Raw genomic sequence first — 12,878 nt, 5'->3', positions numbered from 1 at the left:
ATGCCGCCGTGGGCTGGGTTGAAGTAGTTTTGACTTCTGCGCACGGTCATGCCCTGGCCGTGCCCGCACAATCGCTCGCGGAGACGACCATTCATGACCACCCCCCCCACCGTGCCAAACCCCATTCGCCAGAGCGGCGAATTCCTCGAATATCTCTACGGTGTTGCCGTGCGCCGCGCGCTGCCGCTGCACAACACTGCAGCCTTTTTGCCCCCGCCGCCCAGCCGCGAAAGCGGAGGCCGCACGCTGGTGCTGGGTGCTGGCAAGGCGGGCGGCGCCATGGCGCAGGCCGTCGAAGCACTGTGGCCTGCGGATGCACCCTTGTCGGGGCTGGTGGTCACGCGCTACCACCACACACCGCCCCGGCCGCAAGGCCTGGCGCAGCGCATCGAAGTGGTTGAAGCCGCCCACCCCGTGCCCGATGCGGCGGGCCTGGCTGCTGCGCAGCGCATCCTGGCGCTGACGCAGGGGCTGACTGAAAACGACCTGGTGCTGTGCCTCATCTCGGGCGGGGGCTCCGCCCTGCTCACGCTCCCGGGCGACGGCCTCACGCTGGAGGACAAGCAGCGCATCAACAAGGCGCTGCTCGAAAGCGGCGCTGCCATCGACGAAATGAACTGTGTGCGCAAGCACCTCTCGCGCATCAAGGGCGGGCGGCTGGCGGCGGCCTGCGCACCTGCGCGGGTGGTCACGCTCACCATCAGCGATGTGCCGGGGGACGACCCTTCGGTCATTGCCAGCGGCCCCACGGTGCCTGACGCCACCACCTGCGCTGATGCGCTGGCGATCCTGGACCGCTACCGCATCGAGGTGCCCACTGCAGTGCGCTCAGCCCTCGAAGCGGGCACGCCGGAAACCCCGAAGCCCGGCGACGCCGTGTTTGCCCACCATGTGGTGCACATGACCGCCACTCCCCAGCAGTCGCTGGAAGCTGCGGCCGAGGCCGCGCGGGCGGCGGGTGTGCAGGCGCACATCCTGTCGGACGAAATCGAAGGCGAATCGCGCGAGGTGGGCAAGGTGCACGCCGCACTGGCGCGGGCAGTGGCGCGGCGTGGTCAGCCCTTCACAAGGCCGTGCGTGATCTTGTCGGGCGGTGAGACGACTGTGACGGTACGCCCACAGCCGCCAAGCACACCCCGGGGGCGGGGTGGCCGCGCGGGCGAGTTCTGCCTGGGCCTGGTGCAGGCGCTGCAGGGGCAGCCGGGTGTGTGGGCGCTGGCCGCAGACACCGACGGCATCGACGGCGTGGAGGACAACGCGGGTGCCCGCGTGGCGCCCGACACGCTGGCGCGGGCCGAGGCGGCGGGCCTGCGCATCGCAGCCCACCTGGACCGCAACGACGCCTATGGCTTCTTTGAGCCCCTGGGGGATCTGGTGGTGACGGGGCCTACCCACACCAACGTAAACGATTTCCGTGCGCTATTAATTTTGTAGCTTCCAGCGCTTGATGGATAAGCGCTAGAGGCTAATTTTGCTCAAATTCTGCCCGGCAGGTCACGCCAGGAGATCGCACAGCGCCCGCGCAATCACCTTGGTCGCACGGCGCAGGTCTTCCAGCTGCAGGCGCTCGTCGGCGCGCTTGGCGTGGGATTCGAGTACGGTGCGTGGCCCGGCACCGTAGATCACGCCGGGGATGCCGCGCTCCACATACAGGCGCACGTCGGTGTACAGCGGCGTGCCCACGGCGGGCACGGGCTCGCCCAGCACGGCCTGGGCGTGTTTCTGGATCGCCTCGACCAGCGGTGCATTGCCCGCCAGCGGGGTCATGGCGTTGGCCAGCAGCAGGCGCTTGATCTCCACGCTGATGCCAGCGCGTTCGCCCGCCGCCTGCTCGATGATGCGGCGGATGGCGGCTTCGACTTCCACCGGGTTCTCTTCAGGGATCATGCGGCGGTCGAGCTTGAACATCACCTTGCCGGGCACGACGTTGGTGTTGGTGCCGCCTTCGATGCGGCCCACGTTCAGGTAGGGGTGCTTGATGCCGGTGACGTTGGACGTGACCTTCTTGTATTCGTCGTTCTGCGCGTACAGCGCGTTCAGGATGTGCACCGCGCCCTGCAGCGCGTCCACGCCGGTGTGCGGCACGGCGGCGTGGGCCATCTTGCCGTGCACGGTCACTTCCATTTGCAGGCAGCCGTTGTGGGCGGTGACCACTTCGTAGCTGAAGCCTGCGGCAATCATCAGATCGGGCTTCGTCAGCCCCTTTTGAAGCAGCCATCCGGGGCCCAGCTCGCCGCCAAATTCTTCGTCGTAGGTGAAGTGCAGCTCGACCGCGCCTTTCGTGGGCTTGGCCACGGCTTCCAGGGCGCGCACGGCAAAGGTGAACGATGCAAAGTCGCTCTTGCTCACGGCAGTGGCGCGGCCATACATGGCGCCATCCACGATCTCGGCGCCATAGGGGTCGTGCGTCCAGCCTTCGCCGGGGGGCACCACGTCGCCGTGGGCGTTCAGGGCAATGGTTTTGCCGCCGTCGCCCTGCGCACCGTACTTGCGGCGCACGATGAGGTTGGTGATGGACTCCATGCCGTAGGCCAGCACATCGGAAGCGGGCACCGCGTGTTCTTCGGCCTCGTAGCCAAACTCCTTGAGCAGCTCGGCCGTGCGTTCGGCGTGGGGTGCGTTGTTGCCGGGTGGTGTGTCGGTGGGTACGCGCACCAGGGCCTGCAGAAAGCGCACTTCCTCGTCGAAGTGCTGGTCGATCCAGGCGTCCAGCGCGGCGTAGTTGTTATTCGTTGTCATGGTTGTGGTTCCTCGGCAAGTTGGCGCAGCACCTGGGTGAAGGCGTCCACGGCCAGCTGCATGTCGTTGTTGGTGGTGGATTCGAGCGGGTTGTGGCTGATGCCGGAGTTCTGGCCGCGCACAAAGAGCATGGCCTGGGGCATGATTTCGTGCAGCTTCATCGCGTCGTGCCCCGCGCCGCTGGGCATGCGGAACACGGGCACGCCCAGGGTGTCCACGGCGCGCTCCCACTGGTGCTGCCAGGCGGGCGCACTGGGCGCGGCGGCGGCGCGCATGGATTCTTCCAGGGTGTAGCGCAGGCCACGCCGGGCCGCGATGTGGGCGAGCTGCTCTTTCACATCGCTCACCAGCGCATCGCGCTGGGCATCGGTGGGGGCGCGCAGATCCAGTGAAAACAGGCAACGCCCCGGCACCACGTTGATGGAGCCAGCGGGCACCTGCAGCTGGCCGATGGTGCCCACCGAGTCGCCATCTTGCGCGGCGCGCTGCTCCACATACAGCGCCAGCTCCGCCACGGCCACGGCCGCGTCGCGGCGGCGGTCCATCGGGGTGGTGCCAGCGTGGCTGGCGGTGCCGATCATCTCGCACAGAAAACGCACACTGCCGTTGATGGAGGTGACCACACCCAGGGGCAGGTCCAGCTCGTTGAGCACCGGGCCCTGCTCGATGTGCACCTCGATGAAACCCAGGTACTGCGCAGGGTCGCGCTGCAGCTTGGGAATGTCGTCGATGCACAGGCCCGCGTGCTGCATGGCCGCGCGCATGGTTATGCCGTCCACGTCCTTCTGGTCGAGCCAGGCGGGGTTGAAGTCGCCAATGAGCGCGCCCGAGCCCAGGAAGGTGGCCTTGTAGCGCTGGCCTTCCTCTTCGGCAAAGCCCACCACCTCGATGCCGAAGGGCAGGCGCTGGCCGGTGCGGTGCAGCTCGCGCACGCAGGCCATGGGCACGAAGATGCCCAGGCGGCCGTCGTATTTGCCGCCGTTGCGCACGGTGTCGTAGTGGCTGCCGGTCATGAGGTAGCGTGCGCCTGGGCCCGCCGGGTGGTAGCGGCCCACCACGTTGCCCACGGCGTCGATCTCCACCTCGTCAAAGCCGCAGTCGCGCATCCAGTGGCTGATGCGCTGTGCGCAGGCGCGGTGTGCGTCGGTGAGGTAGGTGACGGTGAGCTGGCCTTTTTCGGCAAAGCCGGGGTCGGAGTGTTCTGCCAGTTTTTCCTGCCAGTCCCACACGTCGTTGCCCAGCACGGGCTCGGCGGCGAACTTGTCGTTCAGGCGAATCTCGGCAATGCGGTGGATGTTGCGCAGGGCCTCGGCCAGTTCGAACTCAGGGTGGTTGTCCAGGCGCCGCGCAAAGGTGTCGATGATCTCCCGCTTGGGCAGGCCTGTGCCGCGCGGCCCGCGCACGGCCAGGATGAACGGGAAGCCGAAGCGCTCGTTGTAGGCCGCGTTGAGCTGCTGGATGCGCTCGAACTCCTCGGGCGTGCAGTGGGTCAGGCCCGCCGTGCTTTGCTCGTTGGTGGATTCGGCCGTGAGGTGTTTCGCCACCATGGCTTTGCCCGCCAGCTCGGGGTGGGCGCGGATCAGGCCCAGCTGGGCGTCCAGCTCGGCAGTGCGCACCACCTGCGCCAGCGCGTGCTTCAGGTGCGCCAGCGTTCGGAAGGGCCGCTGCGCCAGGGCCTGCTCGGCAATCCAGGGCGAGTGTTCGTACAGCCCGTCCAGCAGCGCCAAGGCCTCGGCGGGGCTGGCGGCGTTGAGTTGTTCCAGGGTCAGTGGCATGGTGGGTGCTTCAAAAAAGTGAGCTGCTAGCGCTTGTTGGATAAGCGCTGGAGGCCAATTTGGTTCATCAATGTGGCTCACACGGTTGGCGCGGGATGATGCTGCGCCCAGTGGCGCGCAATGTCGATGCGCCGCGCCACCCACACCTTGTCATGCTGTGCGATGTGGTCCAGAAAACGCTGCAATGCCGTGATGCGGCCGGGGCGGCCCAACAGGCGGCAATGCATGCCGATGCTCATCATCTTGGGGGCGTTGTCACCGTCGGGGTCACCCTCGGCATACAGTGCGTCGAAGGTGTCCTTCATGTACTGAAAGAACGGGTCGGCGTGCGAGTAACCCTGTGGCAGGGCAAAGCGCATGTCGTTGCAGTCCAGCGTGTAGGGCACGATGAGCTGGGGTGCCGTGCTGCCATCGGTTTTGCGCACCTTCATCCAGAAGGGCAGGTCATCGCCGTAGTAGTCGCTGTCGTATTCAAAGCCGCCAAAGTCGGCCACCAGGCGGCGGGTGTTGGGGCTGTCGCGGCCGGTGTACCAGCCCAGGGGCGCGCGCCCGTCATGCGTTGGAGGATGTCCATGGCCTCTTGCATGTGGGCGCGTTCCACCTCTTCAGGGATGTGCTGGTAGTGGATCCACTTGAGGCCGTGGCAGGCGATCTCGTGGCCCAGCTCCACAAAGGCGGCTGTGAGCTCGGGGTGGCGCTGCAGAGCCGTGGACACGCCAAACACCGTGAGCGGCAGATTGCGCTTTTCAAACTCGCGCAGGATGCGCCACACGCCGGCGCGCGAGCCGTATTCGTAGATGCCTTCCATGCTCATGTGCCGCTCGGGGTAGCTCGCTGGGTTGAACATTTCGGAGAGGAACTGCTCGCTGCCCGCATCGCCATGCAGCACGGCGTTCTCGCCGCCTTCCTCGTAGTTCAGCACAAACTGCACGGCAATGCGCGCACCGCCCGGCCACTGCGCGTGGGGCGGGGTCTTGCCGTAGCCGATGAGGTCGCGGGGGTAGGCTTGGGTGGAGTCGTAGATCATGGAAATGCGGAAAACGTCGGAGGGTCAGGCAGTGATGGGGGCCAGAGCGGCGGCCAGGTCGCTAGCCGGGCGCTTGCGGTCAAAGGTCAGGCTGGCTTCGACATGTTCGAGGTGGCTTTGCATCAGGGCGACGGCGCGTTCTTCGTCGCGCGCGGCCAGGGCCGTCACGATGTCGGCGTGCTCCTCGTGCGAGTGTTCTGCGGCGCTGGCCGACTGGTACATCAGCGTGATGAGCGCGCAGCGGGAGATCAGGTCGCCCAGCATCTGCGCCAGCACCTCGTTGCCCATCAGCTCGGCCATGCGTACATGGAAGTCGCCCAGCAGCTCGGTGCGGCTGCTGGCGTCGGCGGTGTCCATGGCCGCCTTCTCGCTGGCCACATGGGTGCGCAGCGCCTTGATCTTTGCGGGGGTTACGGTTTGCACGAAGGCGCGGGTCATCTCGGTCTCCAGCATGCGGCGCACGGCGAACACCTGACGCGCTTCTTCCACCGAAGGGGTGGACACGAACGCACCGCGCGCGGGCTCCAGCGTGACGAGGCGGTTCTGTGCGAGCTGAAACAGCGCCTGGCGCACCAGCGTGCGCGACACGCCAAAGTGGTCGGCCAGTTTCTGCTCGGCCAGTTTGGTGCCCGGCTGCAGGCGGTGCTCTACGATGGCGCGGGTCAGTGCGTCAACAATGGCGCTGGTGGATGAGGATTCCATGGCGGCATGATACGGTGGATGGCGAAAAGTGTATACACTTTTGGTCTACACACTGCGGTCCGGCAATCCTCGCCGATTGGCCGTGGTCCCCACTTCAGGAGATTCCCTATGGGATTGAGCACCCACGTTCTGGACACCATGAACGGCTGCCCCGCCGCTGGCATGGAGGTGGCCCTGTACTCCACCGACGGCGACAACGCCACCCTCATCAAGCGCCTGGTGCTGAACCACGATGGTCGCACCGATGCCCCGCTGTTTGACAACGCCAGCCTGCGCACCGGCACCTACCGGCTGCGGTTTGATGTGGCGGGGTACTTCAAGGCCCGGGGTGTGGAGTTGCCCGAACCCAATTTTCTGAACCAGGTGAGCCTGGACTTTGGCATTGCGCACGCCGACCAGCACTACCACGTGCCCTTGCTGGTCAGCCCGTGGAGCTATTCGACCTACCGTGGATCGTAAGGAGCGCGGCCGATGAAGATGGCGCGGCCCAGGCCAGGGACGCCAAGCAAGGGCCGCGCCGCAGCGCCTCAGGGGGATGTACCTACAGCTGCCCTTCGGTGAGCGTATCGAGCTGGAAATGCCCGCTTTTGTCCCACAACCAGGTGTCGGTGTAGGTGACCTTGCCCATGCGCGTGGGCGCAGGGAAGGGGGCTGCGGCGCGCACGGTGCGTTCGATTTCGGCCACCACCTCGGGGGCGTGTTTGGGAGCACGCATCCAGCGCAGGCGCGTGACCTTGCCGGCGCGGTCGATATCCACCTCCAGCACGCCGATGGCATACAGCATGGGCGGCAGCTTGCCCTTGTACACACGCTGTGCGTTCAGGCCATAAAGGTGGGTGGCGGCGTCTTCGCGGTAAGCGCGTGCCGTGCTGGCGGCAGACGCGCGGGCCGAGCCTGCGGCAGCGGGCACAGGCCCCTTGACGCTGGCGGTGTCCGGGCTGGGCATGGTGCTGTCCTGCGCCGGGGCTGGTGGCTCGGGGGCCGACTTGCAGGCCGCCACCAGCGATGCAACGGCGGCCATGAGTCCGGCAAGCAGCCAGGGGCTGCGGTGGCTGGAGGAGCGCTCGGTGGGGGTGGGCGGCATGATGGCTTTTGTGAACTGAACGATGCCCCGTGGGGCGGGCGACCCTTGGTAGCGTGAAGGATCTGGATTGACTGATGTACTTTTGTTGCTGGACGGCCTTGCAGCCGCCCCCGCCTGTCTGGTAAGGGTGGAGTCTACCGAAGGCTCGGCCCCGCGTGAACCCGGCGCGTGGATGGCCGTGTTCGCAGACCGTATCGTGGGCACCATCGGCGGCGGCCATCTGGAGCTGCAGGCGATTGCCGAAGCGCGCCGCCGCCTGGGCGGTGTGCCCGGCCAGGCCCCGGGGCAGCCACCCATGCGTTTTGCACTGGGCCCGGCGCTGGGGCAATGCTGCGGGGGCGTGGTGTACCTGGGTTTTGAGGTGCTGACCGCTGCCGACCTGGCCCCCGCTGCGGGTCTGCGCGCGCGCCTGTCGCCGCACCAGCACCCCGTGGCACTGTTCGGTGGCGGCCATGTGGGCCACGCGCTGGCGCGGGTGCTGGCGCCGCTGCCGTTTGCGCTGACCTGGATCGACAGCCGCGACGGCATCTTCCCTAGCCCCACGCCCGAGGGCGTGGTCTGCGAACACTCCGAGCCCGTGCAACTGGCTGTGCCCCGCCTGGCGCCGGGCAGCCGCGTGCTGATCATGAGCTTCAGCCATGCCGAAGACCTGGACGTGGTGGCCGCCTGCCTGCGCCGCCAGCGTGAACAGGGCGACCTGCCTTTCATCGGCCTCATCGGCAGCAAGACCAAGTGGGCGACGTTTCGCAATCGCCTGAACGGGCGCGGCTTTGCACAGGACGAACTGGCCCAGGTCACCTGCCCCATTGGTATCCCCGGCATTGAGGGCAAGGAGCCTGAAGTGATCGCCGTGGCGGTGGCTGCGCAGCTGCTGCAGACGCTGAAGGGGGCGGGCTGAGGGTAATTCCGGGCCTCCATGCCTCGGATTGGGGCTGGAGTCGGGAACAATTCCTGCATACACTTTTCAACGGATTTGTAGACGGTTTACGGGTCGCAGCGGTGCCCCGGCGGGTTTGCCCGCCAAGGTGCGCGACCAAAATTTCTGCTCAGAGCGCCCGCAGTGGTGAGCAGGTTTGCTAATTGCAGCGCATCCGCGCTGCCAAGGTTGAGATATGGAAAGCTACTTTCTCGACTGGGCCAACCTGCTGTTGCGCTGGGTCCACGTCATCACCGCCATCGCCTGGATTGGCTCGTCGTTCTACTTTGTCTTCCTCGACAGCAGCCTCACGCCGCCCGAAGACGAAGACCTCAAAAAACAGGGCGTCAGCGGCGAACTCTGGGCCGTGCACGGCGGCGGGTTCTACCACCCGGTCAAGTTCGCCGTGTCGCCGCCCAAGCTGCCCGGCCACCTGCACTGGTTCTTCTGGGAAAGCTACAGCACCTGGATCAGCGGCTTTGCGCTGTTCACCGTGTCGTACCTCTACAGCGCCAGCACCTACCTCATCGACAAGTCGCGCATGGACTGGGCGCCTGCCACGGCCATCGTGGTGGCGCTCGCGTTCTTCGTCGTGTTCTGGCTGCTGTACGACGCGATTTGCCGCATCTTTGGCCAGAGGAAGAACGGCGACGCCATCGTGGGTGCGCTCGTCTTCGTGCTGGTGTGCATCGCCTCGTGGCTGGCCTGCCACTGGTTCGCCGGACGCGCCGCCTTCCTGCTGGTGGGTGCCATGATCGCCACGGCCATGAGCGCCAACGTGTTCTTCTGGATCATCCCCGGCCAGCGCACCGTGATCGCACAGATCAAGGCGGGCGAACCGGTGGACCCGATCCACGGCAAACGCGGCAAGCAGCGCAGCGTGCACAACACCTACTTCACGCTGCCCGTGCTGTTTGCCATGCTCAGCAACCACTACAGCTTTACCTGGAGCCACCCGCAAAACTGGCTGGTGCTCATCCTGATGATGTTTGCGGGCGCGGCCATCCGCCAGTTCTTTGTGATGCGCCACGGTTACAAGCTGGGACGCAACGGCAACCCGCTGCCGTATGCTCTGGTGGGCGTGGCGGTCATCGTCGGCGCCATCGTGTGGATGCGCCCCGCGCCCCTGGCTGCTGTCAGTGGTGCTCCTATTTCAGGAGCTGCTGGCGCAATTCCAGCAAGCGCTAGCGGCCAAAATGACTACAAGTCGGTGCAAGCGGTGCTGGAGCAACGCTGCTACCTGTGCCACGGCGAGGCGGTGCAGATGAAGAACCTGCGGCTCGACTCGTCGGACAGCGTCAAGCAGCACGCCCAGGCGATTTACCAGCAAGTGGTGGTGCAAAAACTCATGCCCATGAACAATGCCACGCAGATTACCGATGCGGAGCGGGCGCTGATTGGGCGGTGGTTTGAGGCGGGGGCGCCTACGGGGCCTTGAGGTTTCGCCGGGATTGGTCCGACCAATGCAGAGGCGAGGCCTCGCTCGCCGAACCTGGCAGGGGTCAGGCGGGCTTGCCAACTCCACTCCAAAGCTCGCGCAGTTCGGGTGGCAGTGCCTCCAACGCACGAGCGAAGGCGTCCGACGGGATTACAGCGAATAACGCGAATCCAACGGACTCAATGGCGTTGTCGGGGGAGAAGTTGTGTTCGCGGCGCAGCGAGCGGACTTCTCCCAGCAAATCGGCCCGGGTGCCGACGCTGGCGACGTGATCGCCAGGTCTCCAGCCTTCGACGAAGAGACCTCTTACAGCAGGCGGCAACTGATCTGCAAAGCGAAGCGCTTGCTCGAGAGTAAGCCTGCGACGGAAAACATGAAGCACGCCTTCGACCATGTTCCAGGCCATGTTCGTCGTCGCCAGGCCGGCGTGATCGCGGGCTGCCACCATGAACTTCTCGAAATCGACGGATGCTCGTTGGTATTCTGGAGGCCAGGGCATGAGGTTTGGGGCGTAAGAATTGGGTGGTTGCGAAGCGCAGCGTGCGGCGGCAGGATTCGGTCAGGAACTGCGGTCGCGGCTAACGGAGGCTGACACTCAAGGATTGACATGAGCGGCCTGCCGGAGCGAGTCCAACCGATGTGAGGGCCATGCGTCGCCCAGAGCGTAGGGTGGTTAGGCCTTGATGACTCGTGCATCGATTTCAACGAGTTGACCTTCGTAGCCAAGGCAGGCAACACCCAGCAGGGTAGCTGGCGGAACATCCTCAGCGAACCATGCAGCGACGGCGGCCCAAGCGCTTTCGAGTTGGATTCGATCTCCGACGACGTAAACCACGAGTTGCCGAATGTCCGTGATCGAGAAGCCATGCACCGACAGGAGTAGCTCCAGATTCCGTAGGCACTGCGTCGCTTGGGCAGCCGCGTCATCGGGTGCCACCAGTTCGCCGCAAGAGTTCAGAGGCACTTGGCCTGCGACGAAGAGCTGATCGCCTACCTGTTGCGCGTATCGGTACATCGGTGTGCTTGCAAGGCCAGCTGCTACTTCGGCTTCATTCATGGCGTAACGGTGCAAATTTGGGTTGGGATGAGCTGCTGGCGTGCGCGCGCTGAAGGTGTTTGCCATGTCAAACGTTTGACATAAGGGGCGGTGCGCGTCAGCGCAGCGTCCCGCTTGATGGATGGGTTAGGTTGACCATTCCAAGGAGAGCCGGGAGGGGTGGCAAAGTGCCAATAAACAAGCTCAAGTTGAGCCGCTGGCCATAGTACGAAAGCAGAGACGGCCTGCAAGGTGGACGAGATGGGCGAAAGCATTGGCGAGCCGAAGTTGCCTTGAGAAATGTAATGACCATCAAGTTTTTGACCATGCCCCGCGACGGAATAGTAGCCGGTGCGGTGGACGAGCCAATGATTACTACGGGCACCCCAGTACGCTGAGGAATAAAGAAGCCCGAAGACTAGAAGAGCAACCAGTTTGTGATTGGAAAGCAATTTCATTGGTTGCGCTGAAACCTAACGTGAAGATGACCGGACAACAACAACCTACGGCGAAGCCGCTTCCTGCTGTTGCGGGTCCGTGTCCATTGACACGTTATCTGTCAGCATGCATTCGACTCCGCCAAGAGCTTCTCAATCAATTGCGCCTTGGAGTTCGAATGTGGAAAAAATGCGGGCTTCTCATGATCGAAGAAGCCTACTGAAAATCCTTTTTCGTCGAGCCTTGTCACATACAAGTCGCCGCACCCGTTTGTGCCAATGACAATCAAATTGACCGGCCAGACACCACCATAAAAAGGCTTGCCCCGAACCGCCAGGTTCTCGTCGATGACAGCCGCAGGGTCATCGAGCAGCGCGAAGTTCGGTGCATCGGTAGCCAGAAGCTCCGAAGGGTAGTTGGTCACGAGTTCAACGTAGTGGGGAGGCAGGCCAATGCCCAGGGCGCTCTCAATTTGCTTGATCTCGGCGAGATTCATGCGCGCGTGTCTCCTGCCAGATAACTTTCGACATGAACGGCGGCTGGAGGCTGGCAAAGCCTGCCGGAAGACGTCCGCTCGATGGAGGGGTTAGGCCGCACGCGACGCAGACTCTCGAATGGCGGCCTGAAATTCAGTGCGCGCTACTTCCAACGTAGGGCCATCAGCGCGAAAGCCCTCGAGATTGTGCAGAAGAACTCCGATTGCCGACGGAGAGAAAGACCAGCCTTCTACGCTCGACCAACCTTGATCGATCGAATAGCCAGTCGACTTGGCGGTACAGCGCAACCAGCCAGTGCATTGGTCTGAAAATCGAATAGCCAGTCGACTTGGCGGTACAGCGCAACCAGCCAGTGCATTGGTCTGAAAAATCAAATGGCAGGTATGCAACCTCGCCGACTTTCAGCCCTTCTATTGCCTCAAGCCATTGCTCGTGCAGTCGCCGGAGGACTGCGCGAATCTTTCCTTCGTCCTCTACTTCTGGAAGAAGCTCGGTATCGATAGCTAAGTAGTACGAATCGCAAATCCATTCTTGCCCAGCAAATCGAAGCACTATGTCTCGGTGCCCCGTTTTGTTGTCGTGGAAGGTAAGGCTGAGGTCCATTTCGTGCGGCCTAACGTTTGAGCTGAGCGGACCCCGCCGGGTTGGCGCTTGGCCCGCGAAGCGGATGATGACAGTGGCCGGCTCGCGGGCCAAGCGCCAAGCCGGTGGAGGTCCGCTCGAGCGAAGGGTTAGGCCTCATTGTTGTTGCGGCCAGAACTCATGCAGGAAGCGCTTGAAGGGGATGGAGTCTTGGGCGCAGACCTCAAGTTGCACGGACTCAGCCAGGCTTGTTGTTCCGTCCAGTGTTGCGAGGAATGAGTGGGATACGCCACTCAGAAGCTCTTGCAGGACAAGCTTGAATGCGGCTCTCGCCTCACCTGAGGGGAGTGCTGCGACCAAGGACTTCCATGCCTCTGGGCAATCGCTCCACTCTTCTACATTGCCGCGTCCTTCCAGGGCGTCCGTTGCGGACTCTAGCCACGACTGGCTGTTCTTGGCCAACTGTTCCAAGAACTTGGCCTCCGGCGAGGTGAGCGTTGAGGACATGACTATTCGGAGTGACTGCAATGATTCTTTGCAGAAGTAGCTATGTAAGAACGAAGGTCCAGCAAGCGCGCCCTGTGAGGCCTAACGTTTGAATTCAGCCGACCAGCCAGCGATGCTGGCCCAGGTCGGCTGCAATG

At 64.1% G+C, this 12,878-nt stretch carries 14 protein-coding genes and 1 pseudogene; 4 read left to right on the top strand and 11 right to left on the bottom strand.

Going from position 1 to position 12,878, the window contains the following annotated elements:
• Positions 1-93: 93 nt before the first annotated feature.
• Positions 94-1,434, top strand: a complete 1,341-nt coding sequence (locus EXV95_RS10540; protein ID WP_176886776.1) for a glycerate kinase — start codon at positions 94-96, stop codon at positions 1,432-1,434.
• Positions 1,435-1,494: 60 nt separating this feature from the next.
• On the opposite strand, the gene EXV95_RS10535 is transcribed toward EXV95_RS10540, so the two are convergent.
• The 4 genes and pseudogenes from EXV95_RS10535 to EXV95_RS10520 all read right to left on the bottom strand — a co-directional run bounded on the left by EXV95_RS10535 (position 1,495) and on the right by EXV95_RS10520 (position 6,243).
• Positions 1,495-2,739: an ArgE/DapE family deacylase gene (locus EXV95_RS10535; RefSeq protein WP_176886775.1), complete on the bottom strand. Its 1,245-nt coding sequence runs from the start codon at positions 2,737-2,739 to the stop codon at positions 1,495-1,497.
• Entirely contained in the window at positions 2,736-4,514 is a 1,779-nt protein-coding gene (gene uraD, locus EXV95_RS10530) for a 2-oxo-4-hydroxy-4-carboxy-5-ureidoimidazoline decarboxylase (RefSeq protein WP_176886774.1), read from the bottom strand. Before uraD ends, EXV95_RS10535 begins: the two co-directional genes overlap by 4 nt.
• Before the next feature lie 77 nt (positions 4,515-4,591).
• Positions 4,592-5,541: pseudogene (gene puuE / locus EXV95_RS10525) on the bottom strand (allantoinase PuuE).
• A gap of 24 nt (positions 5,542-5,565) precedes the next feature.
• On the bottom strand, positions 5,566-6,243 hold the full coding sequence (locus tag EXV95_RS10520) for a GntR family transcriptional regulator (protein ID WP_176886773.1): 678 nt from the start codon (positions 6,241-6,243) through the stop codon (positions 5,566-5,568).
• 108 nt (positions 6,244-6,351) lie between these two features.
• Here EXV95_RS10520 and uraH point away from each other — a divergent pair, with 108 nt between their 5' ends.
• Entirely contained in the window at positions 6,352-6,702 is a 351-nt protein-coding gene (gene uraH / locus EXV95_RS10515) for a hydroxyisourate hydrolase (RefSeq protein ID WP_055394878.1), read from the top strand.
• Positions 6,703-6,784: 82 nt separating this feature from the next.
• Here uraH and EXV95_RS10510 read toward each other — a convergent pair whose 3' ends face one another.
• Positions 6,785-7,327, bottom strand: a complete 543-nt coding sequence (locus tag EXV95_RS10510) for an energy transducer TonB (RefSeq protein WP_082437303.1) — start codon at positions 7,325-7,327, stop codon at positions 6,785-6,787.
• A gap of 67 nt (positions 7,328-7,394) precedes the next feature.
• Here EXV95_RS10510 and xdhC point away from each other — a divergent pair, with 67 nt between their 5' ends.
• Together xdhC and EXV95_RS10500 are read left to right on the top strand one after the other, a co-directional pair.
• The gene (gene xdhC, locus EXV95_RS10505) at positions 7,395-8,225 is read left to right on the top strand and encodes a xanthine dehydrogenase accessory protein XdhC (protein ID WP_176886772.1); all 831 of its coding nucleotides are present in this window, start codon (positions 7,395-7,397) and stop codon (positions 8,223-8,225) included.
• Positions 8,226-8,439: 214 nt separating this feature from the next.
• Positions 8,440-9,681, top strand: a complete 1,242-nt coding sequence (locus EXV95_RS10500) for a urate hydroxylase PuuD (RefSeq protein WP_176886771.1) — start codon at positions 8,440-8,442, stop codon at positions 9,679-9,681.
• A 64-nt stretch (positions 9,682-9,745) separates the two neighbouring features.
• Here the strand turns inward: EXV95_RS10500 and EXV95_RS10495 are convergent, their stop codons facing one another.
• From EXV95_RS10495 to EXV95_RS10470, 6 genes are all read right to left on the bottom strand, one after another.
• Complete coding sequence (locus EXV95_RS10495; protein ID WP_176886770.1) at positions 9,746-10,180, bottom strand: DUF2267 domain-containing protein; 435 nt, start codon at positions 10,178-10,180, stop codon at positions 9,746-9,748.
• Between the two features lie 174 nt (positions 10,181-10,354).
• Complete coding sequence (locus tag EXV95_RS10490) at positions 10,355-10,738, bottom strand: RidA family protein (protein WP_176886769.1); 384 nt, start codon at positions 10,736-10,738, stop codon at positions 10,355-10,357.
• On the bottom strand, positions 10,735-11,175 hold the full coding sequence (locus EXV95_RS10485) for a hypothetical protein (protein WP_176886768.1): 441 nt from the start codon (positions 11,173-11,175) through the stop codon (positions 10,735-10,737). The genes EXV95_RS10490 and EXV95_RS10485 overlap by 4 nt, the downstream gene beginning before the upstream one ends.
• Positions 11,176-11,276: 101 nt before the next feature.
• A complete protein-coding gene (locus tag EXV95_RS10480) occupies positions 11,277-11,651 on the bottom strand; it encodes an SMI1/KNR4 family protein (RefSeq protein WP_176886767.1) in 375 nt (124 codons plus the stop codon).
• Between the two features lie 163 nt (positions 11,652-11,814).
• Positions 11,815-12,255, bottom strand: coding sequence for a hypothetical protein (locus tag EXV95_RS10475; protein ID WP_176886766.1), 441 nt, complete (start codon positions 12,253-12,255; stop codon positions 11,815-11,817).
• Positions 12,256-12,390: 135 nt separating this feature from the next.
• Positions 12,391-12,741, bottom strand: coding sequence for a hypothetical protein (locus tag EXV95_RS10470; RefSeq protein WP_176886765.1), 351 nt, complete (start codon positions 12,739-12,741; stop codon positions 12,391-12,393).
• Positions 12,742-12,878 lie beyond the last annotated feature (137 nt).

Source organism: Acidovorax sp. JMULE5, from assembly GCF_013376875.1.
Taxonomy (GTDB): domain Bacteria; phylum Pseudomonadota; class Gammaproteobacteria; order Burkholderiales; family Burkholderiaceae_C; genus Acidovorax; species Acidovorax facilis.
The sequence above is the reverse complement of the archived record's forward strand: the minus strand, read 5'-3'. Positions and strand labels throughout refer to the sequence as shown.